This window comes from Rhodococcus sp. As11, assembly GCF_048957735.1.
GTDB lineage: Bacteria > Actinomycetota > Actinomycetes > Mycobacteriales > Mycobacteriaceae > Rhodococcus > Rhodococcus gordoniae.
Map to the genome: position 1 here is coordinate 74,880 of NZ_JARDJE010000007.1, position 18,910 is coordinate 93,789.

General features: G+C 67.7%; 19 protein-coding genes. 7 read left to right on the forward strand and 12 right to left on the reverse strand.

The features are described 5' to 3' along the window. Positions 1-97 precede the first annotated feature (97 nt). Positions 98-1,273 carry an MFS transporter gene (locus PV766_RS11360; RefSeq protein ID WP_064064315.1) on the forward strand — a complete coding sequence of 392 codons (1,176 nt, stop codon included), beginning with the start codon at positions 98-100 and terminating at the stop codon, positions 1,271-1,273. Here PV766_RS11360 and PV766_RS11365 read toward each other — a convergent pair. Continuing rightward, positions 1,243-2,190 carry an alpha/beta fold hydrolase gene (locus PV766_RS11365; RefSeq protein ID WP_129975542.1) on the reverse strand — a complete coding sequence of 316 codons (948 nt, stop codon included), beginning with the start codon at positions 2,188-2,190 and terminating at the stop codon, positions 1,243-1,245. The genes PV766_RS11360 and PV766_RS11365 overlap by 31 nt on opposite strands. Positions 2,191-2,278: 88 nt before the next feature. Then, the gene (locus PV766_RS11370) at positions 2,279-3,250 is read right to left on the reverse strand and encodes an LLM class F420-dependent oxidoreductase (RefSeq protein ID WP_064064339.1); all 972 of its coding nucleotides are present in this window, start codon (positions 3,248-3,250) and stop codon (positions 2,279-2,281) included. A 106-nt stretch (positions 3,251-3,356) separates the two neighbouring features. Between PV766_RS11370 and PV766_RS11375 the strand changes: the two genes are divergently transcribed. After that, positions 3,357-4,112, forward strand: coding sequence for an MOSC domain-containing protein (locus PV766_RS11375; RefSeq protein ID WP_255161767.1), 756 nt, complete (start codon positions 3,357-3,359; stop codon positions 4,110-4,112). A 6-nt stretch (positions 4,113-4,118) separates the two neighbouring features. Here PV766_RS11375 and PV766_RS11380 read toward each other — a convergent pair whose 3' ends face one another. Next, positions 4,119-5,552 carry an acyl-CoA synthetase gene (locus PV766_RS11380; protein WP_026002989.1) on the reverse strand — a complete coding sequence of 478 codons (1,434 nt, stop codon included), beginning with the start codon at positions 5,550-5,552 and terminating at the stop codon, positions 4,119-4,121. A 140-nt stretch (positions 5,553-5,692) separates the two neighbouring features. On the opposite strand from PV766_RS11380, the gene PV766_RS11385 reads away from it, so the two are divergent. From PV766_RS11385 to PV766_RS11395, 3 genes are all read left to right on the forward strand, one after another. Further along, on the forward strand, positions 5,693-6,430 hold the full coding sequence (locus PV766_RS11385) for an IclR family transcriptional regulator (RefSeq protein ID WP_064064338.1): 738 nt from the start codon (positions 5,693-5,695) through the stop codon (positions 6,428-6,430). Positions 6,431-6,554: 124 nt separating this feature from the next. After that, entirely contained in the window at positions 6,555-7,229 is a 675-nt protein-coding gene (locus tag PV766_RS11390) for a hypothetical protein (protein WP_016932797.1), read from the forward strand. Further along, the gene (locus tag PV766_RS11395) at positions 7,229-7,447 is read left to right on the forward strand and encodes a helix-turn-helix domain-containing protein (protein WP_016932798.1); all 219 of its coding nucleotides are present in this window, start codon (positions 7,229-7,231) and stop codon (positions 7,445-7,447) included. Before PV766_RS11390 ends, PV766_RS11395 begins: the two co-directional genes overlap by 1 nt. Before the next feature lie 98 nt (positions 7,448-7,545). On the opposite strand, the gene fahA is transcribed toward PV766_RS11395, so the two are convergent. The 4 genes from fahA to PV766_RS11415 form a co-directional block, all read right to left on the reverse strand. Next, on the reverse strand, positions 7,546-8,730 hold the full coding sequence (fahA, locus tag PV766_RS11400; RefSeq protein ID WP_421097047.1) for a fumarylacetoacetase: 1,185 nt from the start codon (positions 8,728-8,730) through the stop codon (positions 7,546-7,548). After that, positions 8,727-9,608: a hypothetical protein gene (locus PV766_RS11405; protein WP_064064311.1), complete on the reverse strand. Its 882-nt coding sequence runs from the start codon at positions 9,606-9,608 to the stop codon at positions 8,727-8,729. Before PV766_RS11405 ends, fahA begins: the two co-directional genes overlap by 4 nt. Then, positions 9,605-10,807 (reverse strand): homogentisate 1,2-dioxygenase, encoded by a 1,203-nt coding sequence (locus PV766_RS11410; protein ID WP_129975532.1) that lies wholly within the window; start codon positions 10,805-10,807, stop codon positions 9,605-9,607. Before PV766_RS11410 ends, PV766_RS11405 begins: the two co-directional genes overlap by 4 nt. 116 nt (positions 10,808-10,923) lie before the next feature. After that, positions 10,924-11,451: a MarR family winged helix-turn-helix transcriptional regulator gene (locus PV766_RS11415; RefSeq protein ID WP_016692512.1), complete on the reverse strand. Its 528-nt coding sequence runs from the start codon at positions 11,449-11,451 to the stop codon at positions 10,924-10,926. A 157-nt stretch (positions 11,452-11,608) separates the two neighbouring features. On the opposite strand from PV766_RS11415, the gene PV766_RS11420 reads away from it, so the two are divergent. Beyond that, positions 11,609-13,213 carry a VTT domain-containing protein gene (locus PV766_RS11420; protein ID WP_421097048.1) on the forward strand — a complete coding sequence of 535 codons (1,605 nt, stop codon included), beginning with the start codon at positions 11,609-11,611 and terminating at the stop codon, positions 13,211-13,213. Then, positions 13,201-13,875: a response regulator transcription factor gene (locus PV766_RS11425; RefSeq protein ID WP_421097049.1), complete on the forward strand. Its 675-nt coding sequence runs from the start codon at positions 13,201-13,203 to the stop codon at positions 13,873-13,875. Before PV766_RS11420 ends, PV766_RS11425 begins: the two co-directional genes overlap by 13 nt. A gap of 13 nt (positions 13,876-13,888) precedes the next feature. On the opposite strand, the gene PV766_RS11430 is transcribed toward PV766_RS11425, so the two are convergent. The 5 genes from PV766_RS11430 to PV766_RS11450 form a co-directional block, all read right to left on the reverse strand. Next, positions 13,889-14,293, reverse strand: coding sequence for a hypothetical protein (locus PV766_RS11430; RefSeq protein WP_421097050.1), 405 nt, complete (start codon positions 14,291-14,293; stop codon positions 13,889-13,891). A 133-nt stretch (positions 14,294-14,426) separates the two neighbouring features. Then, positions 14,427-15,758 (reverse strand): MFS transporter, encoded by a 1,332-nt coding sequence (locus PV766_RS11435; protein ID WP_064064304.1) that lies wholly within the window; start codon positions 15,756-15,758, stop codon positions 14,427-14,429. Positions 15,759-15,794: 36 nt separating this feature from the next. Beyond that, the gene (locus PV766_RS11440) at positions 15,795-17,255 is read right to left on the reverse strand and encodes an FAD-dependent oxidoreductase (RefSeq protein WP_421097051.1); all 1,461 of its coding nucleotides are present in this window, start codon (positions 17,253-17,255) and stop codon (positions 15,795-15,797) included. Beyond that, entirely contained in the window at positions 17,252-18,049 is a 798-nt protein-coding gene (locus PV766_RS11445; protein ID WP_421097052.1) for an SDR family NAD(P)-dependent oxidoreductase, read from the reverse strand. The genes PV766_RS11440 and PV766_RS11445 overlap by 4 nt, the downstream gene beginning before the upstream one ends. Then, positions 18,042-18,872 (reverse strand): SDR family NAD(P)-dependent oxidoreductase, encoded by an 831-nt coding sequence (locus PV766_RS11450; protein WP_064064301.1) that lies wholly within the window; start codon positions 18,870-18,872, stop codon positions 18,042-18,044. Before PV766_RS11450 ends, PV766_RS11445 begins: the two co-directional genes overlap by 8 nt. Between the last annotated feature and the right edge of the window lie 38 nt (positions 18,873-18,910).

Consider the following 18,910-nt stretch of genomic DNA (forward strand, 5'->3'; position numbering starts at 1 on the left):
CCGGGCCCCTCCTACGTCCACACTCCACAGGAAGGTGGTCGCCGTGGTGTGAAGAGTTGATACTTTCCCGCCGGAGCGGGCCTGGGAGGATCGGGGAATGATTCCGTCCTGGGCCCGTCTCGCGTTCGCCGTGTTCGCGGTGAGCTGGGGTGCCAATCAGTTCGCTCCGATGCAGTTGGTCTACCGCGATCATCTCGGGCTCGGCAGCGGGTCGTTCACCGCCATGCTCGGGTCCTACATCGTGGGGTTGATCCCCGCCCTGCTCTACTTCGGGCGGGTGGCCGACCGGATCGGCCGTCGCCCGGTGATCCGGGCGATGATCCCGGTGAGCGTCGTGTCGTCGATCGTTCTGCTCCTCGGCGCCGACATCCCCGCCCTGCTCTATCTCGGGCGGGTCCTCGCCGGATTGGCGTCCGGGATGGCGTTCGGAGCGGGCACGGCCTGGATGAAGGAACTCAGCGAGGGACCGGGTGTGGGAGCACGCCGGGCGGCCGTCTCACTGTCGGCGGGATTCGGCAGCGGTGCCCTGTTCGCCGGCCTGATCGCGCAGTGGCTGCCCGCCCCCGACCGTCTGCCCTATCTGGTGCACATCGCCCTGATGGTGGTCGCGCTGGTGCTGGTGTGGGCCGTCCCCGACGCTCACCGGCCCCGCACCGTGCAGGGTTCGTGGCGCCTGTCGACCCTGTCGTCCCCACGCTTCCGGTGGGGTGTCGTCCCTTGGGCTCCGTGGGTCTTCGGGTGCGCGACCGTCTCGTTCGCCACGATGCCGCCGATCGTGTCGGATCGGGTCGACAGTGTGGCCGTCGCGTTCACCGGTGTGGTCGCCGCACTGACGCTGCTCACCGGTGCACTGGTCCAGCCCGTGGCCCGGCGCATCACCCGGCACGGTGAGGATCGTGGGGTGTGGACCGGGGTGGGCCTCGGTGTCCTGGGGTTCGTCTCGGCCGCTGTCGCGGTGCTCGTGGACGGTCCGGGATCGGTGTTCGCCGTCCTCGTCACCGCCGTCTTCCTCGGCGGGGGTTACGGCATGCTGCTCGTCTCCGGCCTCGTCACCGCCGAGAACATCGCGCCCTCCGACGAACTGGCGCAGACCGTCGCCGTCTTCTACTGCCTGATCTATCTGGGCTTCGCGGTGCCCTTCGTCATCTCGCTCGCCGCGCCGCATATCGGCTTCGTCGCGTGCTTCGCGATCGCCGTGGCCCTGCTCGTGCTCGCGCTCGTCCCCCGGAAGCTGATCGCCGATCAGGACGCGACCCTCGTCGGTTCGCGCTGAGCGGTGGCGACAGGGCTACCCGCGCGCACCTGCCCGAGCAGGTCCGACAGTGCGCGGGCGACCTCCTCGGGCCGGTCGGCGAGCACACGGTGACCGGCACCCACGAACCGCACGAGGTCGGCGTGGGGCAGGCCGGCCGCCATCACCTCCGACAACGCCAAGGGCACGAAGATGTCCTCCGTGCCCGCCGCGACCACCACCGGCACTCTCGCGAGCACGGCGAGAGCGGCGGACTCGTCGAGGACCGCGAAGTCGGCCAGCAGCCGCGACCAGGTGACGACGGAGGTCTCGTTCGACAGCGCCGATCCGACCACCCGCAGCCACGATTCCTCCGTGCGCCTGCGTGCGGCAACCGTGCACACCCGGCCCCCGGCGCGTTTCGACAACTCCATGACGCGCGGTGCACGCGACACCGCCCGGTGCACGATGGAGGCGGCCGGATGCCGCAGATAGCGTCCGATACCGCCGTCCGCGAGTCCCGATGCTGCGGTGGCGAACAGGCCGACACCCACGATGCGGTCGCCGACGGCGTCAGGGTGACGACGGACGTAGGACAGTGCGACCATGCCGCCCATCGAATATCCCGCCAGCACCACCGGTCCGTCCGGCGCGAGGGTCCGGAGCACCGCGTCGAGGTCGTCGGCCATCCCGGAGACCGTGCACGCCGTGACGTCGCCGGTCCCGGAACGACCGTGTCCTCGCTGGTCGTAGCGGACGATGCGCAGACCCGGCAGGTCCACCGATTCGCAGACGGCATCCCAGCTCGCGGCGTCCTGGCAGTGGCCGTGCAGGCACACGAGGGTCAGACCCGCATCCCGCGATCCGGTCACCGTGGTGGCCAACGGCACTCCGTCGTCGGCAACCACGGTCACACGAGCGATCGTGTTCGGGTCCGTACTCGACGTCGGCTCGGCCATCTCGCCTCCTGCACAGCGCATCTGCAGGAGTTGTCGCGTCGCCCTCGGGTGCCGTCAACCGCCGACATCGAATCGTGACGTCCGGTCGTCAGCGCGGGGCGAGCGCCCGGATCATTGGTGCGGGATCGCCCGAGGGCACCAGGGCGATGGCCGGGGTGGTCACACCTGCCTCGACGTAGCGCTCCACATGCTCGCGGCAGGCCTCGGGTTCGCCGTGGATCACGAGGGCGTCGACCACGTGGTCCGGGATCGCTTCGAGGGCGGCCTTGCGGTCGCCTTCCGCCCACGCCTTCCACATACCGGCGAAATCGTCTGAGCGGCCGAGGAATTCGTGGAAGGCCCGGTAGACGGGGACGTTCATGTAGGCGGCGATCATGCGCCGGCCGATGGCGCGGGCCGTCTCGGTGTCGAAGCCGGGGAGCACGAAGATCCGCGCGACGATCTCCTTGTTCTCGCCGCCCTCGTGGACGTAGGGCGCCACGGTGCGCACGTCGTCGGCGGACAACCAGTTGATGATGGCGCCGTCGGCCTCACGTCCGGCGAGACGCAACATGCCCGGCCGCAGCGCCGCCAGCAGCACCGGCGGCGCCGGGTCGGGCACGACGCCGGCCCGGAAGCCGTCGACGGCGAAGGTGTCGTACTTCTCGGAGACCTTCTCCCCTGCCAGCGCCGAACGCAGGAACCGGAGGGTGTCGCGGGCGCGCTTGAACGGTTCCTCGAAGGGAATGCCGTTCCACTTCTCGACGATGACGTCGGACGATGTGCCCACCCCGAGCACGAAGCGGCCGGGCGCGGCGGCAGCGAGGCTCGCGGCCGACATGGCCAGCGTGGCGGGGCCTCGGGTGTAGACAGGGACGATCGCGGTGCCCAGGCGCAGGCCGGGAGCCCACACGCTCGCGAGGGTGAGCGGGGTGAACGCATCGGCGGCGCCGGCCTCGGACGACCACACGTCCGTGTACCCGAGGTCGGGGAGCTCTTCGATGATGCGTCGCTGGTCGAGCAGAGGGATGCCGTCGAGGGGGACGGTCAGGCCCCATCGTCGTGTCGTGTTCTCCGTCATGACCGCCACCTAACCACACTGTGGTCCACGTCATAGCCGGACGTCTTCCGGGCCGGCCGGTCGGGCCCGCCCCGCGGCCGCTCCGGTCCCCGTATGCTCGCGAGTCGTGCGTATCGATCAGTTGTGGCGTTATCCGGTGAAGTCGTTCGGGGGTGAACGGCTCGACACCGCAGCGATCGAAGCGGACGGTCTGCGCGGCGATCATGTGTGGGCGCTGGTCGACGCGGAATCCGGAAATGTCGCGAGTGCGAAGCGCTTCCGCCGCTACGGTCTGCTGCTGACCTGCTCGGCGCGACTGCTGAGCGACGACGATCCTCGCGATCCGGCGGCACTCGAACTCACCCTGGCCGACGGCACGGTGATCCGCGGCGACGATCCCGAGGTCGACGACCTCCTGTCGGAACTGGTCGGTCACGACGTGCGTCTCGAACCGCGCGACCGCAGCTACGACGAGGCGCCGCTGCATCTCGTCTCCCGCTCCGCGGTGGAGGCGCTCGGCACCGGCGACCCCACCGACGTGGCCCTGCGGCGGTTCCGTCCGCAGCTGGTCGTCGACATTCCCCACTCGCCCGGTTTCGTGGAGGACGAGTGGATCGGCCGACGGGTCTCGATGGGTTCCGTGGTCCTCGCACCGCACGAGCGCACCGCGCGGTGCGTCATGGTGACGCTCCCCCATCAGGAGGTTCCCGCGCGGCGCGGCATGCTGCGCGAGGTGACGGCCGCGCATCAGGTGCCCACTGCGCCGGGGGGCAAGCCGATGCCGTGCATCGGTGTCTACGCGACGGTCCGGACTCCCGGCGACATCACCGTCGGTGACGAGATCGGCGTCGGCCGAGCCGACTGCTCGAGCACAGTCGAGTAGATCGGGTCACTTCCCGGCGAGGTAGTCCTCGACGAGAAGCTTCTTCTGCACCTTGCCCATGGCGTTGCGCGGAAGAGCGTCGACGCTACGGATCTCGCGGGGGCGCTTGTGGATCGAGAGGGTCTGCGCGACGAAGTCCGAGAGTTCGCCCGGATCACGGAGATCCCCGACGACGTAGGCGACGATCCGCTGTCCGAGATCGTCGTCCGGCACACCCACCACCGCGGCCTCCTGCACGCCGGGATGGTTCAGCAGCGCGTGCTCCACTTCGCCGGCGCCGATCCGGTAGCCACCGGACTTGATCATGTCGACCGATTCGCGGCCGACGATGCGGTGGAAACCCTGGTCGTCGATCACGGCGATGTCGCCGGTCTTGAACCAGCCGTCCTCGGTCATCGACTCGGCGGTCTTCTCGGGGTTGTTCAGGTAGCCGTCGAACAGGGTCGCGCCGGACACCTCCAACTGGCCGAGGGTTTCACCGTCGTGCGGCACGAGGTTGCCGGCCTGGTCGCGCAGGCGGGTGGAGACGCCCTGGATCGGCAGTCCCACCCAGCCGGGCCGGCGCTCACCGTCGTGGCGTGTGCTGATCGTGATGATCGTTTCGCTCATCCCGTACCGCTCGATCGGCGCGGAACCGGTGAGGGCGAGCATGCGCTCGAAGACCGGAACGGGAAGGGGCGCACTGCCCGACACCAGAAGTCGCGCGGACGACAGTGCGCGAGCGGATGATTCGTCGGCAGCGACCCGCGACCACACGGTAGGAACACCGAAGTACAGCGAACCACCGGCTGCCGCATAGGCTTCGGGTTTCGGTCGCACCGTGTGCACGAGTGGCGAGCCCTGCCGGAGCGCGCCGACGACACCGAGGATGAGTCCGTGGACGTGGAACAGGGGAAGTCCGTGGACGAGCGTGTCGTCGGACGTCCAGTTCCATGCCTCGGCGAGACCGTCGAGACCGGCCGCCACGGCGGACCGCGAGAGCACGACCCCCTTGGGGGCGCCCGTGGTTCCCGAGGTGTACATGATCATCGCGGCACTGCCCGGATCGGCCTCCGCGTGCGAGGACGACGAACGCGCGCTCGCGTCGACAGGGATCGCAGGCAGGGTGACATCCTCGGGGGCCGTGCCGAGCCACACCTGCGCACCCGAGTCCTTCAGGATGTGGGCGCGCTCGGCAGGACCGGAATCCGGCGGCACGGGCACCGCGGCCACACCGGCCATGAGGCATCCGGTCGTGGCGATCACCGTCTCGATGCTCGCGGTGGCGTCGACAGCGACCCGCGAGGAGCCTGCGACCTCGTCGGCCACAGCGGCGGCAGCCGCGATCAGTTCGGATCGGGTGAGCGAGACGTCTCCGACGCGGACAGCGCTGCGGTCGTCACTGCCTGCTCCGGACTCGGTGAGCGAGGTCAGCAACGGCACGGGCGTGGTGGTGGTCATCGGTGGTGGTCCCTTCTCGACGTCCTGCCGGACGGTGTCGCGCGGCGCACGGTCCACATTGTGGACCGACGTGCTACGATGCGGTCCGGCTCAACTTATAGCCCGTGCCGCCTGCCGTCAACGACGCGCGAAAGGTCCCGATGAACAGCGTTCTCACCGCACTCCGCGTGTTCGAGGAGGTCGCGACCACGCAACCGGTCGGACTCTCGGACGTGAGCAAGCGACTCGACGTCCCCAAGAGCACCGTTCAGCGATGCCTCAAGACCCTCGCCGAAGCCGGCTGGCTGCGCCCCTCGACGACGAACGCCGGGCAGTGGGTCATCACCGGCCGCGCGTTCAGCCTGGGTAGCGCGATGTCGTCCGGCGACGACCTGCGCGAGGTCGCACTCTCCGAGTTGAACCGCCTGCAGACCGAGACGGGCGAGACCGTTCATCTCGCCGTGCCGGACGGGAACGAGCTGGTCCTGATCGAGCGACTCGACAGCGCCCACCAGCTGCGCGCCTTCCTCGCCCTCGGCACGCGCCTGCCTCTGCACGCCGCGTCCACCGGCAAGGCCTATCTCGCGTCGCTGCCCGACGAACGGATCGAGAATTTCCTCGCGACCGAACTCCCCTCGCTGACCGAGCACACCGTCACCGATCCGGCGGCTCTGCGCGAGGAGATCGCCGAGATTCGCGCCCGCGGGTACGCCGTGACCGAACAGGGGCTGCACGACGGCATCGCCGCCGTCGCCGTCGCCCTGCGCGGGCGCGGTGGCACCGTGCGCGGCTGCTTCAGCATCTCCGGTCCGGCTTCGCGACTGACCCCCGACCTCTTCGCCGACTACGGCGCGAAGGCGCTGGCAGCGCGGGACGCGATCGAGCGTCGCCTGCCCTGATCCGCTCCGGGCGGGACCGGCGGGAACGCACCCTCTCTGGACATATCGTTTCTCGATATGTATAACGATTATCGATGGTATCGACAATCGATAGTGCCGCCGCCCGGCGAGTTCGGAGACGACCATGAATTCCACCCACGACACCGACCGCCCCCAGAGCCCGGGCTCCGAACCCGACACGCTCTCCCCCACCGAGACGTCGAAGAAGGACCGCACCGATCTGTGGGCGTCCCTCACGGTCTTCGCGCTGACGTCGTTGATCGTGCTCTTCACCTATGTTCGCGACCTCGCAAGCTCTCTCGGCGACGGCATCGTGACCGCGCGGGTCCGGTTCGACGACGCGGCAGCGGCGCCGGTGCTGTCCACCCCGAACGGCGTCGACCTCCGGACCACCTCGACGACGGTGATCGACGTTCCGACCGACGTCCTCTCACCCGTCAGCGTCGCCCTCCTCCGCGCCGGGGAGGCGGTACAGACCCTCGGCTACCTGACGGCCCTGGCCCTGCTGAGCTGGATCATGGTGCGATTCGTCCGGGGCCGGTTGTTCGACCGCGGTGTCATCCGGCTCGTGTGGATCACATCCATCGTGGCGATCGCGACCATCATCGTCCCGATGATCCCCCGCACGCTGGGCACCAACATGCTGATCCGGGACGTGGACATGAACTACGTCCTCTCGAACGCGCCTCTCGGACCGGAGTTCTGGTACGCCTACGTCTTCTGCATGGTGATCTCGGCCGTGGGTGTGGTGCTGCGGATCGGCAGCCGCATGGCGCGCGACAACGAAGGACTCGTCTGATGCCTCCGGAAACCGAGCATGCCGTCCGGTGTCATCTCGACGAACTGCTGGCCGATCGGGGCATGACGCTCACCGAGTTGGCCGAGAAGGTCGGCGTCAGCGTGGTGAACCTGTCGGTACTCAAGAACGGACGCGCCCGCGCGATCCGCTTCTCGACCCTCACCGCCCTGTGCCGCGTACTGGATTGTTCTGTGGGCGACATTCTTTCGGTCGACTGACCGACCCCGAACACGGCGATGCCCGGAACCTCGTGGGTTCCGGGCATCGCCGATGGTCCGGCCGGTGGCGCTCCGGCTGACGCACGGACCTGTTTTCTTTATTCCCCGATCGCGGGAAGAATGCGGGTGCGGACCTCACCGAAGCCGATGCGCGTCCCGTTCGGGCCGGGAGCGGTGGCCGAAATGGCGATTTCGTCGCCGTCCTCGAGGAAGGTGCGTGTCTCGTCGCCCACCTGCACGGGTTCTGCTCCGCCCCAGGTGAGTTCGATGAAGGCGCCACGCTGGTCCTTCTCCGGGCCGGAGATGGTGCCGGATCCGAACAGGTCGCCGGTGCGGGTCGCGGCACCGTTGACCGAGGTGTGGGCGAGCATCTGCGCCGGCGACCAGTACATCTGCGCGTACGGCGGGCGCGACACGACGTGCCCGTTCCACTCGACCTCGAGATCGATGTCCAGGCCCCACTTCTCGGTGCCCTTCAGGTACGGCAGCGGCTCCGGGTCCTGCACCGGGGTGTCGATGCGGGCGGCCTCGAGGGCGGCGAGCGGAACGACCCACGGCGAGATCGACGTCGCGAAGGACTTGCCGAGGTTCGGGCCCAGCGGCACGTACTCCCACGCCTGGATGTCGCGGGCCGACCAGTCGTTGAGGATGACCGCACCGAAGCAGTGGTCGGCGAACTCGTCGGGAGTGATCTGCGAACCCATCGGGGAGCCGACACCGACGATGAAGCCCATCTCGGCCTCGATGTCGAGCCGGATCGACGGACCGAAGACCGGTGCAGGGTCGTTGGGGCCCTTGCGCTGTCCGCTCGGCCGCACGATGTCGACCCCCGAGGTCACGACGGTGCTCGACCGACCGTGGTAACCGACGGGAAGGTGCTTCCAGTTCGGCATCAGCGGGTCGGGGTTCTGCGGGCGGAACAGTCGGCCGAGGTTCGACGCGTGGTTCTCCGAGGCGTAGAAGTCGACGTAGTCTGCCACCTCGATCGGCAGGTGCATCGTCACGTCGGCAACGGCGAAGACCGCCTCGTCGGCGACATCGCCGGTCACGAGTTCCCTGATCGCAGCGCGAACTTCGTCCCACCGTGCACGACCCTGGGCCATGAACGCATTGAGCGAGGGCTCGGCGAAGACGACGTCGTCCTCGAAGACACGGCTCAGGTCGAGAACCGTATCTCCGACGCGGACACCGACACGGGGTTCGCTGTCGGCCGTGGAGAAGATGCCGTACGGCAGGTTGTCGATGCCGAAGAGCGAACCCTCCGGAATGGCGATGGTGGTCATGCGTTCGTTCCTTCGGTGATCGGGGAAACGGTCGAGGGCGCCAGGCCGAGGTCGAGCAGATCCTCGAGCGGTTCGGCGATGCTGCAGGTGCCGTACGACAGGAAACGGCGCCGGACTTCTGCGGCCCGCTCGTCGGAGAGTGCGCCGAGACGTGCGGAGAGCACTGCCCCGTCACGTTCGGCCAGCACGGAAGCGACCTCGTCGATGTCGGCTCCGGACAGCACCGCGTCCACCGCGGCCAACAGGTTCACGAACCCGTGCTGTTCGAAGCCCGTCCTCGGGTCGGTGTTGCGCACCGCGTGGTGCAGACCGGCGGTCGCCTTGAACGGAACTCCCGTGGTGACGACCGTCGAGACCGCTGCGGCGAGCTCGGCCTCGTCCGGATACGCCTCCGCCACGATCCCGCCGGTGCGGAACTTGGCGGCGTACGGCGTCCCGGTCAGTCGGGCGAGGATCTCGGCTCGGCGCTCGTCACGCGGAACCTCGACGAATACATCGATATCCGGTCGACTCACCCTGATCTCGTCGAGCGCCGCGAACAGCTCGTCGACGGATTGCTCTGCGGGGACCGCGATCTCGAGGGCCACCACGGACACCGAGTCCATCGCGTCGACCTGCTCGAGTGCGGGCCGGACGGCGGCGGTGCCGGTCGGTGCGGTCAGGCTCAGGGCCAGCTCACCGGGATACGGGTGCTGCGCCAGGTGATCTGCGAGTTCACCGAGGCGACCGGCCGGGAAGACGAACGCTCCGACGAGCGGTGCGTGCGCGGACGAGCGGTGCCCGGCGTGGGCGGGGACGGCGACGGGCAGCGGGGCGTTGCCCGGAGGGAACAGCGCAGCGTCGTCGCACAGTCCGGTCAGGAGAGGTCCGAAAGTCATTTGGCCGCTCCTGCATTGCGGTTCCAGCTGCCGGCGTAGGCGGCGTCCTCGCACGCGAGCGCACCCTCACCGAGTTCGAGCGGGCGGAAGGTGTCGACCATGACGGCAAGTTCGTCGAAGAACTCCACACCGATGCTGCGCTCGTAGGCACCCGGCTGCGGGCCGTGCGCGTGACCACCGGGGTGCACCGAGATCGAACCCTGGCCGATGCCCGATCCCTTGCGGGCCTCGTAGTCGCCGCCGCAGTAGAACATGACCTCGTCGGAGTCGACGTTCGAGTGGTAGTACGGCACCGGTACGGCCAGTGGGTGGTAGTCCACCTTGCGGGGCACGAAGTTGCAGATGACGAAGTTGTTTCCTTCGAACGCCTGGTGCGCCGGCGGCGGCTGGTGGACGCGGCCGGTGATGGGCTCGAAGTCGTGGATCGAGAACGTGTACGGGTACAGGCAGCCGTCCCAGCCGACCACGTCGAAGGGGTGGTGCGGCATCAGGTAGCGGGTGCCGACGATGCCCTGCGAGGTGCGGTGCTTGACCAGCACCTCCACGTTCTCTTCCTCGACCTGCATGAGCTCGGTCGGTCCGTGCAGGTCGCGTTCGCAGAACGGCGCGTGCTCGAGGAACTGCCCGAACTTCGACAGGTAGCGCTTGGGCGGGACGATGTGGCTGTTCGCCTCGATCGTGTAGGCGCGCAGCGGTCCGTTGCCCCGGGGCACCCAGCGGTGGGTGGTGGCCATCGGCAGCAGGACGTAGTCGCCGGCCTTCGCTTCGAGCGGACCGAAGACCGTCTCGACGGTGGCCTCACCGGATTCGACGTAGACCATCTCGTCGCCGACGACGTTGCGGTACAGCGGCGAGGGCTCGGTCGACACGACGTACGAGATGCGGACGTCGGCGTTGCCCAGGACCAGGCGGCGACCGGTCACGACATCGGTTTCGGCCCAGATCGTCTCGGGGAACAGATCGTGCAGCTTCAGGTGCCGCGGCTTGAGCGGATGGTTCGGTGTGGTGGTCTGATCGGGCAGCTTCCACTCCGTGGCGTCGACGATCGCCGACGGGATGTACCGGTGGTAGAGCAGCGCCGAGTCGGACGAGAAGCCCTCCTCGCCCATGAGCTCTTCGTAGTACAGGTCGCCGTTCTCGTCGCGGTGCTGGGTGTGACGCTTCGGCGGGATGACGCCGAGCTGTCGGTAGAACGCCATGATCTGACTCCTCGCGGATCTCGGGCGTGCGAGGGACGGTCGCTCGCCTGGAATTAGTAAATACGTTAACTAAACCGAGGCCGTGAGCGCAACCACAGAGAGGTCACGACCCTGCGTCAGTTGCGTCCGCGCACGTCGAACTGGCTGCGGTTGGTGATCAGCTTGTTCAGCAGCATCACGAGAATTTGCTGTTCGGTGGGGGTGAGCACCTCCACCCAGGCCTCTTCGCGCTCGTTCTGGGCACGGAAACTGTCCCGGATCTCTTTCTCTCCCGCTTCGGTGAGCGACAGTTGCACCGAACGCGCGTCGTGGCTGACCGGAGTCTTCTCGAGGATTCCCGCCTCGACCAGGGGTTTCGCGAGGTTCGACACGGCGGCGCGACTCATCCCGGTGAGCCGCGCGGCGACATTCGGTTCGATCGGACCCGCGAGCCAGATGACGAACATGAGCCGATAGGCCGACCACGACCGGCCACGCGGACGGTGAACCGCGGCCTCGAGGTCGTAGGTGACGATGTCCGAGGCCCGGTTGAGCGTGAGCAGGACTTCGGTCGCACTGCGGTGATGTTCACCGAACTTGCTGTTCAGACGCTCCTGCGCGAGTTCGACGAAGGACCAGTAGTCGAGGTCGCGGGGTCCGGACATGCGGTCACAGTACCGCAGGCCCGGAATAATTCATCTATTTACTATCCGGTAGATCGGCCGGAGATCGGCAGGACTATGGAAAACCACACCCCGAACACCTCGAAATCGGCGGAAAACCGCAGTGAACTGCGCATTCACTGCTCATAGCGTTCCGGACATGAACCTCGAACACACCCTCTCGCAGTCACCCACCGACGAACTCGACGGCCTCGCGGGCCTCTCGCTGCAGCTGATGGAGATGCTCGGAGCACCCGGCGCCGGTCTCGTGGTCGCCGCGGAGAACCTCTTCCCGCCGATCCCGAGCGAGGTGATCCTTCCCCTCGCCGGCTTCGCGGCCTCCCGCGGGGAGATCTCCCTCGTCTCGGCCGTCGTGTGGACCGCCCTCGGCTCCGTCGTCGGCGCGCTGCTGCTCCACCTCACCGGACGAGCCTTCGGGCGTCCGCGGATGTATGCCGTGGTCGAGCGACTCCCACTGGTGAGCATCTCCGATCTGCGGCGCGGCGAAGAATGGTTCGCCCGCCACGGTGAGAAATCGGTGTTCCTCGGCCGGATGGTGCCGCTCGTGCGGAGCGTGATCTCGGTTCCCGCCGGGGTGGAGGCCATGCCCGTCGGCCGCTTCGTCGTCCTGACCGTTCTGGGCAGCGCACTGTGGAACTCGATCTTCGTGCTCGCCGGATACCTTCTCGGTGAGACCTGGGGAGTCATCGAACCGTATGCGGATGTGCTGCAGAAACTCGGGATCGTCACCGCGGTGGCGGGTGCGGCGGCATCGGTCCGCCGCACCACCGACGGACCGGGCCGGGCGGCCGAACGCGACCGCACCCGTCTCGTGCGATGGTTCGACGCCGAGACGGTCCGGGATCTCCCGGATCGCGAGCCGACGGGGTACTTCCTCGTCCGTCTGGCCTACGGTCCACTTGTCGGCATCGTCGTACTGCTCGTCCTGATCGCCGCGACCGGCTACGGGGGCTGGGCGATCGTCCTGCTGGCCGGCGGTCGCATCTCCGTCGCCGACGGGCTCGTCTCGCTCCTCGTCGCCGCCGTCATGATCTACCTCGCCGTCCGGATGGCGATGATCGTGGGCCAGTGGGACGTCCGCACGGCACTGCGGCTGCTCGGTGACGACGCGACGCAGCATCGTCTCCGCGACCTGCAGCGCACCCGTGCCGACGTCGTCACCGCCATCGACGACGAACGCCGGCGGATCGAACGCGCCCTGCACGACGACGTGCAGCAGCGGGCCGTCGCGCTCGCACTCGACGTCGGCCGCGCGCGACGCACCGCCGAACGCGGCGGAAATCTCGTCGCCGACCTCGACAACGCCGGCGCCCAGGCACAGGCATTGCTCACCGAACTGCGCGACGTGGCGTGGCGGATCTACCCGGCCGCGCTGGACGAACACGGACTCGCCGCGGCGCTGGAAGGATTGTCCGCGCACACCTCCCTCCCCGTCGACCTGGATCTGTCGATCCGTCCGGAACCGCCGCACGATGTCGCGGCAGCCTCGTACTACGTTGCCGCGGAAGGGGTCACGAACGCGACGAAGCACTCCGGCGCCAACAGTGTGTCGGTGACCGTCGCGGCGGACGGTCACGTCGTCACGGTCACGGTCGTCGACGACGGATGTGGCGGGGCCGAGATGACGGGCTCCGGGCTGACAGGTCTCGCGCGCCGTATCGCCGCGCTGGACGGGCAGTTCTCCGTACACAGCCCCCGCGGAGGGCCGACCGTCGTGGAAGCGAGGATCCCGTGCGCATCGTGATAGCCGAGGACTCGACCCTTCTTCGCGAGGGCCTGTCCCGGTTGCTCGCGGACGAAGGCCACGAGGTGGTTGCCGGTGTGGGCAACGCCGTCGAGTTGCACCACGTCGTCGAGCGCGAGGTGCCCGACCTCGTGTTGCTCGACGTGCGTATGCCCCCGACCTACTCGACGGAGGGCATCGACGCGGCGCGGCGCATCAAGGAGGAACACCCGCAGGTCGCTGTGCTCGTGCTGTCGCAGTACGTCGAGCACCGGAACGCGACCGGCCTGCTCACGAACGGCTGGGGTGGCGTGGGCTATCTGCTCGAGGATCGCGTGTCGGACGTGGGGGCGTTCCTCACCGACCTGGAACGTGTGGCCGCGGGCGGGACGGCCTTCGATCCCGAGGTGGTGCGGCAACTGTTCGCGAACACCCGCCGCACCGACCCCATCGCCGCCCTCACCGAACGCGAGCGCGAGGTGCTCGAGGCCCTCGCGCAGGGTTTGACGAACACCGGCATCGCCGATCGTCTGACCATGTCGGTCAGCGCCGTCGAGAAGCACGTCAATTCGATCTTCGTGAAGCTCGACCTGCCGCGCGAGGCCGACCGTAGTCGGCGGGTACGGGCGGTGCTCCTCTATCTCGAAAGCACGGGCACCCCGAGCTCTCGGGACGACCGCTGACGCCCCGTGCGGATCAGAAGAGCGGATACACGAAGTGCCCGACGCCTCCGCCGGGTGCGCTCGACCCCGTCACGTTGGGCAGGTTCGCGGGCAGACGCTGAAGCTTGTGTGGACGGCCTTCGAGGTCGGCCTGCCAGCAATCGGTCGTCACGCCGTGGAAGCCCTGACACACGATGCGGGTGTTCGTGCCGAAGGGCGAGGTCAGCCGCGGCTCGTTCGCCAGCGGATTCCAGTAGGCAAGCTCGTCCGGCGTGAGCCAGTTGGCGGGGTCCACATCCGACACGGAGATCGGGCTGTTCGGTTGCTGGACCGGCCACTCGTCCTGCGCCGCCGCGATGCCGGCGCCGCCGAGGACGATCCCTCCTGTCACTGCGGCGACCGATCCGGCTCGCAGTACCCGTCGAAATACGTTCGCCATCGTTCCCCTCCACCCCGTGTCTCGAGGACCCGTGCCTCCCGGACATCGAAACACGGACCACGCGGTCCGGATACGGGAATGCCGGAATTGTCGGCCCCCGACGGGTTCCGACAATTCCGGCTGCACCACAGGACTAGTCGGTGCGGAGTTCGATGCCCTTCGTCTCCTCGATGAAGAAGACCGCACCGAGGGTGAGCAGCGCACAGAACACGAAGTACCCCGCCGGTGCCAGCGAGTTCCCGGTGACGTCGATCAGCCACGTCGCGATGAACGGTGCGGTGCCACCGAGGCACATGTTCGTCACGTTGTTCCCGAGAGCGATACCGCTGTATCGCACAGACGCCTTGAGCATCTCGACATAGGTGACGAAGGAGGCACCGTTGACCACCGACACGCAGATGAACAGCACGGACTGGCCGACGACGGCCTGCCAGACGGTGCCGCCGGACATCAGCATGAACATCGGAACACCGACGATCGCGGATGCGGCACTACCGGCGAACAGCACCGGCTTGCGCCCGTACTTGTCGGCGAGATAACCGGCGATGGGCAGCGTGATCACACCGAGCACGAGAGCGAGGCAGGTCGACAGGAACGCGACGGAGGACGACAGTCCACCCGTGGTCTGGAGGTAGGTCGCGGCATACACGGAGGCGATGTAGTAGCCACCGATGATGAGCGCACCGAGCAGGATGATCTTGACGACGCTTCCGCCCGACGTCTTCAGCAGCTCCGCGATGGGCAGCTTCTTCGTCTCACCCTTTTCCTCGAGTTCCTCGAACTGCGGGGTGTCCTCGAGATGATTACGGATCCAGATGCCGACGACACCGATGACCACGCTGAGCAGAAACGGGATGCGCCATGCCCATTCGAGGATCTGCTCCTCCGAGAAGGTGGACGTGATGCCGAGCGCCACGAGAGACGCCACCAACGACCCCAGGTAGGTACCCGAGTTGACCATGGACGTCTGCGTCGCGCGCCAGCGTGCCGGTGCGGATTCGGAGACGAATGCGTTTGCGCCGCCGAGTTCACCGCCGGCCGCGAAGCCCTGCAGACAGCGGGCGAGCACGAGCAGAACCGTCGCCCACACGCCCAGAGTGGCGTAGGTGGGCATCAGTCCCATGGCCGCGGTCGCCACGACCATGAGCAGGATCGTCCACGACAGCGCATTCTTCCGGCCGTACTTGTCACCGATGTGCCCGAAGAAGATGCCACCGGGCACCCGGAGGAAGAACGCCACGGCAAAGGCCGCGAATGTTCCCAGCAGAGCAGCCGTCTCATCTTCCGAGACGAAGAACAGGGTGGCGACCATCGTCGCCATGTAGCCGTAGATACCGAAGTCGTAGTACTCCACGATGGTGCCCACGACGGCAGCACGAATGACCTTCGTCGTCGACTGCTTCGGCTGCGGAGTGCCGGCCTGGGGTGGACTCACTGCGGGGGATGCCGCGTCCGATCCGAGCATGTTCGTGTCCTTTTCGAATGTGAGGGGGAGGTGGCGCTACACGCCGGCAACGCCGAGTGCGGCGCGTGGAGCGGCGCCGGATGCAGCCCAGCGGGCCGCGTTGAGGCCGGCGATGCGACCCATGGTCACTGCGTTGGCGACGGCGTTGCCGCCGCCCACATAGCGGAGGCCGAGGATGCCGGCGCCCGCTTCTCCGGCCGCGTACAGGCCGGGTACGACGTTCCCGAGGGTGTCGAGAACTTCCGCGTTCGGGTTGATCTCGAGTCCGGCGTGGGTGCAGACCAGTTCGGCGGGCAGCATACGTGCCGCGTAGAACGGTCCCTCCGTGACGGGGTCGGGGTTCGAGGTCGATCCCTTGTTGGCGAGGGTGCGATGCCGCAGGAAGTCGGGATCGTTCCCGTTGGGCAGCTGGGTGTTCCAACGATCGATCGTGGTGACCAAGGCATCGGCCGGTACGCCGATGAGGTCGGCGAGTTCGGGAAGGCTGTCGGCACGCAGGGTACGACCGGCGTCGGCTTCCTCTGCGATCCGGTCGGCGTCCCAGTCGGTGTAGCCCGACGGCAGCCCGGTGCGGGCCTTCTCGTCGAAGATCACCCATACCGGTCCGTCCTGACGATCCATGAGACCGCCGGAGACCGCGTACGACGCATCCTCGTCCATGAACCGTCGGCCGGATTTGTTCACGTACACCCGCGACTTGGGCGGGAAGCCGGCCTGCCAATGGTGGTAACGCTGGAAGTATGCGGTGGGCATGGTCAGTCCCCAGTCCGTGCCGGCGATCGACGAATCGACCTGCTCGCCGAAGCGGAAGTGGTCACCGCGGCTACCCGGCGCGGCCACGACGAACAGCGACTCCCCTGCTCGGAGCGGATACGGATAGTACTGCTCCAGCAGGTCGCGGTTCTGCGCGAAACCACCGGACGCGACCACGACGGCATGTGCACGGACCTCGATGTCGTCCGCGACGACACCGACCACACGTCCGCCCTCGACGAGCAGCTTCTGGACCCGGGTACCGAGCACGGCTTCCACACCGTGCGTGCGACGCGCACGGTCGAGTGTCTGCACGAGTCCGTAGCCCTGATCCTTCGGCACGTGCCCGCGCCAGACGTCTTCGACACCGGCCTGGCACAGACCGGGCATGTGCGCGTTCGACGATTCGCGGGCGGGGATCTCCACGCCGAGACCGATCAGCCATTCGAGCGTCGGGCCCGCGTTCTCGCAGAATGCACGGACCAACCCGGGTGTGAGTACCCAGTGGTTCAGATCCATGTAGTGCTGGAAGAACTTCTCGGCGGAGTCCTCGATACCGAGACCGCGCTGCACACTCGTCCCTGCCGCGGTGAACAATCCCGCGGACAGCTGGGTCGACCCGCCCAGTTCGGTCTCGGATTCGAACAGCAGGACGCTCGCGCCGGATTCGGCAGCGGACACTGCGGCCGCGAGACCGGCACCGCCACCTCCGATCACCACGACGTCGATGATGTCGTCGTTCATGAGAGTTGATCTCCCGTCTCCGCGATGATGCGGTGATAGAGGCCGTTGGACGTCATGCCGCCGTCGACGGTCACTTCGCTGCCGGTCATGTAGCTCGAACGATCCGACAGCAGGAAGAGCACAGCGTCGGTGATCTCGTCGACGGTGGCCGCACGCCCGGCCGGCACGCTGTTCAACGCGGCACCGACGAATGCGTCGGCGCCGCCGAGCAGGGCCGTGCCCACGAGGCCGGGATGGACCGAATTGACGCGGATACCCCAGCGCGCGAAATTCCCCGCCGCGGATTTGGACAGACCCCGCAGTCCCCACTTGCTCGACGAGTAGGCCGGAGAGAAGTAGCCGATCTGCCCCGAGATCGACGAGATGTTGACGATCGAGCCGCCGCCGCTGTCACGCATGAGCGGAGCCACCGCCTTCATCCCGTAGAACGGGCCGAACAGGTTGATCCGCATGGTCTTCTCCCAGACGTCGTCCGGGGTGTCCATGAATTCGAGACGTCGAGAGATGCCGGCGTTGTTGACGAGTCCGCCGAGTTCACCTCGCTGGGAGCGGATTTCGTCGACGACTCTCTGCCATGCCGCGGCGTCGGACACGTCGAGTGTGTGTGCCGTCGCGGAACCGCCTGCAGCCCGGATCTGTTCGACGACCTCGGACGGGTCGTGGATATCAGCAAGGCACACATGCGTTCCGCGTGCAGCGAGCACCCGTGCGTGGTTGGCGCCCATCCCCCCGGCCGCACCCGTGACGAGTACGACCGAGGGGTACGACACCGATTCGACGACGCGGTCAGACATGACGTGATCCGCCGTCGACGGCAATCGAGTGTCCGGTGACGTAGCGGGCGCTGTCGGAGAGCAGGAACAGCAACGGTCCGAAGACCTCTTCGGGGGCACCGAGCCGGTGCAGCGGGACGACGTCGAGCGCGTGCTTCAAGGCGGCCGGGTCCTCCTGGACCCACCGGGTCATCTCGGTGTCGATATATCCCGGCGCGATCGAGTTGACGCGGATCCCCTTGTCGCCGAATTCGACTGCCAACGATTCGGTCAGATGGGCGACGGCGGCCTTGGAGGCGCAGTAGGCACCGCGGCCCTTGCGCACGCGCAGCGCCGAGACCGACGACATGTTCACGATCGCGCTACCGGGCTCCATGTGCCGCGCCGCGGCCTGCGAACCGAAGAGAACGCCTTCGACATTGACGTCCAGAGTCGCCGCGATCTGCTCCTTCGAGATCTCCTCGGCAAGGGCGAACGGGAAGATGCCGGCGTTGTTGATCCAGAAGTCGATGCGGCCGAACTCCTGGAGTGCGACCTGCGCGAGCGCCTCGTGGTCGGCCGGATCGGTCACGTCGACACGTGCGCCGATCACCGTGCCGGGCGTCTCGACGAGGGCTTCCACGGCGAGATCGGTATCGATCTGCTCTGCGGCCTCCTTCATCTGCACATCGTTGATGTCGCCGCCCACCACGTGCACGCCGCGCGTGGCCAGACCGCGCGCGAACTGGGCACCCATACCGCGCGCCGCGCCGGTGACGACGGCAACTTTGCCTGCCATCTCCGGGTAGAGGGCGACGATCGGGGTGGTGACGGTACGGCCCGGGTTCTGGGCGTCGACGGTCATGGGTGATTCCTCCGAGAATATGAAGCGAAGTGGAAAGA

What these genes read in the sequence shown, in the direction of transcription:
- PV766_RS11450 (WP_064064301.1), bottom strand. Translation starts at nt 18,872, where the DNA reads ATGACCGTCGACGCCCAGAACCCGGGCCGTACCGTCACCACCCCGATC.
- PV766_RS11405 (WP_064064311.1), bottom strand. Translation starts at nt 9,608, where the DNA reads ATGACTTTCGGACCTCTCCTGACCGGACTGTGCGACGACGCTGCGCTG.
- PV766_RS11420 (WP_421097048.1), top strand. Translation starts at nt 11,609, where the DNA reads ATGAACCTCGAACACACCCTCTCGCAGTCACCCACCGACGAACTCGAC.
- PV766_RS11390 (WP_016932797.1), top strand. Translation starts at nt 6,555, where the DNA reads ATGAATTCCACCCACGACACCGACCGCCCCCAGAGCCCGGGCTCCGAA.
- PV766_RS11445 (WP_421097052.1), bottom strand. Translation starts at nt 18,049, where the DNA reads ATGTCTGACCGCGTCGTCGAATCGGTGTCGTACCCCTCGGTCGTACTC.
- PV766_RS11435 (WP_064064304.1), bottom strand. Translation starts at nt 15,758, where the DNA reads ATGCTCGGATCGGACGCGGCATCCCCCGCAGTGAGTCCACCCCAGGCC.
- PV766_RS11360 (WP_064064315.1), top strand. Translation starts at nt 98, where the DNA reads ATGATTCCGTCCTGGGCCCGTCTCGCGTTCGCCGTGTTCGCGGTGAGC.
- PV766_RS11380 (WP_026002989.1), bottom strand. Translation starts at nt 5,552, where the DNA reads ATGACCACCACCACGCCCGTGCCGTTGCTGACCTCGCTCACCGAGTCC.
- PV766_RS11365 (WP_129975542.1), bottom strand. Translation starts at nt 2,190, where the DNA reads ATGGCCGAGCCGACGTCGAGTACGGACCCGAACACGATCGCTCGTGTG.
- PV766_RS11410 (WP_129975532.1), bottom strand. Translation starts at nt 10,807, where the DNA reads ATGGCGTTCTACCGACAGCTCGGCGTCATCCCGCCGAAGCGTCACACC.
- fahA (WP_421097047.1), bottom strand. Translation starts at nt 8,730, where the DNA reads ATGACCACCATCGCCATTCCGGAGGGTTCGCTCTTCGGCATCGACAAC.
- PV766_RS11395 (WP_016932798.1), top strand. Translation starts at nt 7,229, where the DNA reads ATGCCTCCGGAAACCGAGCATGCCGTCCGGTGTCATCTCGACGAACTG.
- PV766_RS11370 (WP_064064339.1), bottom strand. Translation starts at nt 3,250, where the DNA reads ATGACGGAGAACACGACACGACGATGGGGCCTGACCGTCCCCCTCGAC.
- PV766_RS11440 (WP_421097051.1), bottom strand. Translation starts at nt 17,255, where the DNA reads ATGAACGACGACATCATCGACGTCGTGGTGATCGGAGGTGGCGGTGCC.
- PV766_RS11415 (WP_016692512.1), bottom strand. Translation starts at nt 11,451, where the DNA reads ATGTCCGGACCCCGCGACCTCGACTACTGGTCCTTCGTCGAACTCGCG.
- PV766_RS11385 (WP_064064338.1), top strand. Translation starts at nt 5,693, where the DNA reads ATGAACAGCGTTCTCACCGCACTCCGCGTGTTCGAGGAGGTCGCGACC.
- PV766_RS11430 (WP_421097050.1), bottom strand. Translation starts at nt 14,293, where the DNA reads ATGGCGAACGTATTTCGACGGGTACTGCGAGCCGGATCGGTCGCCGCA.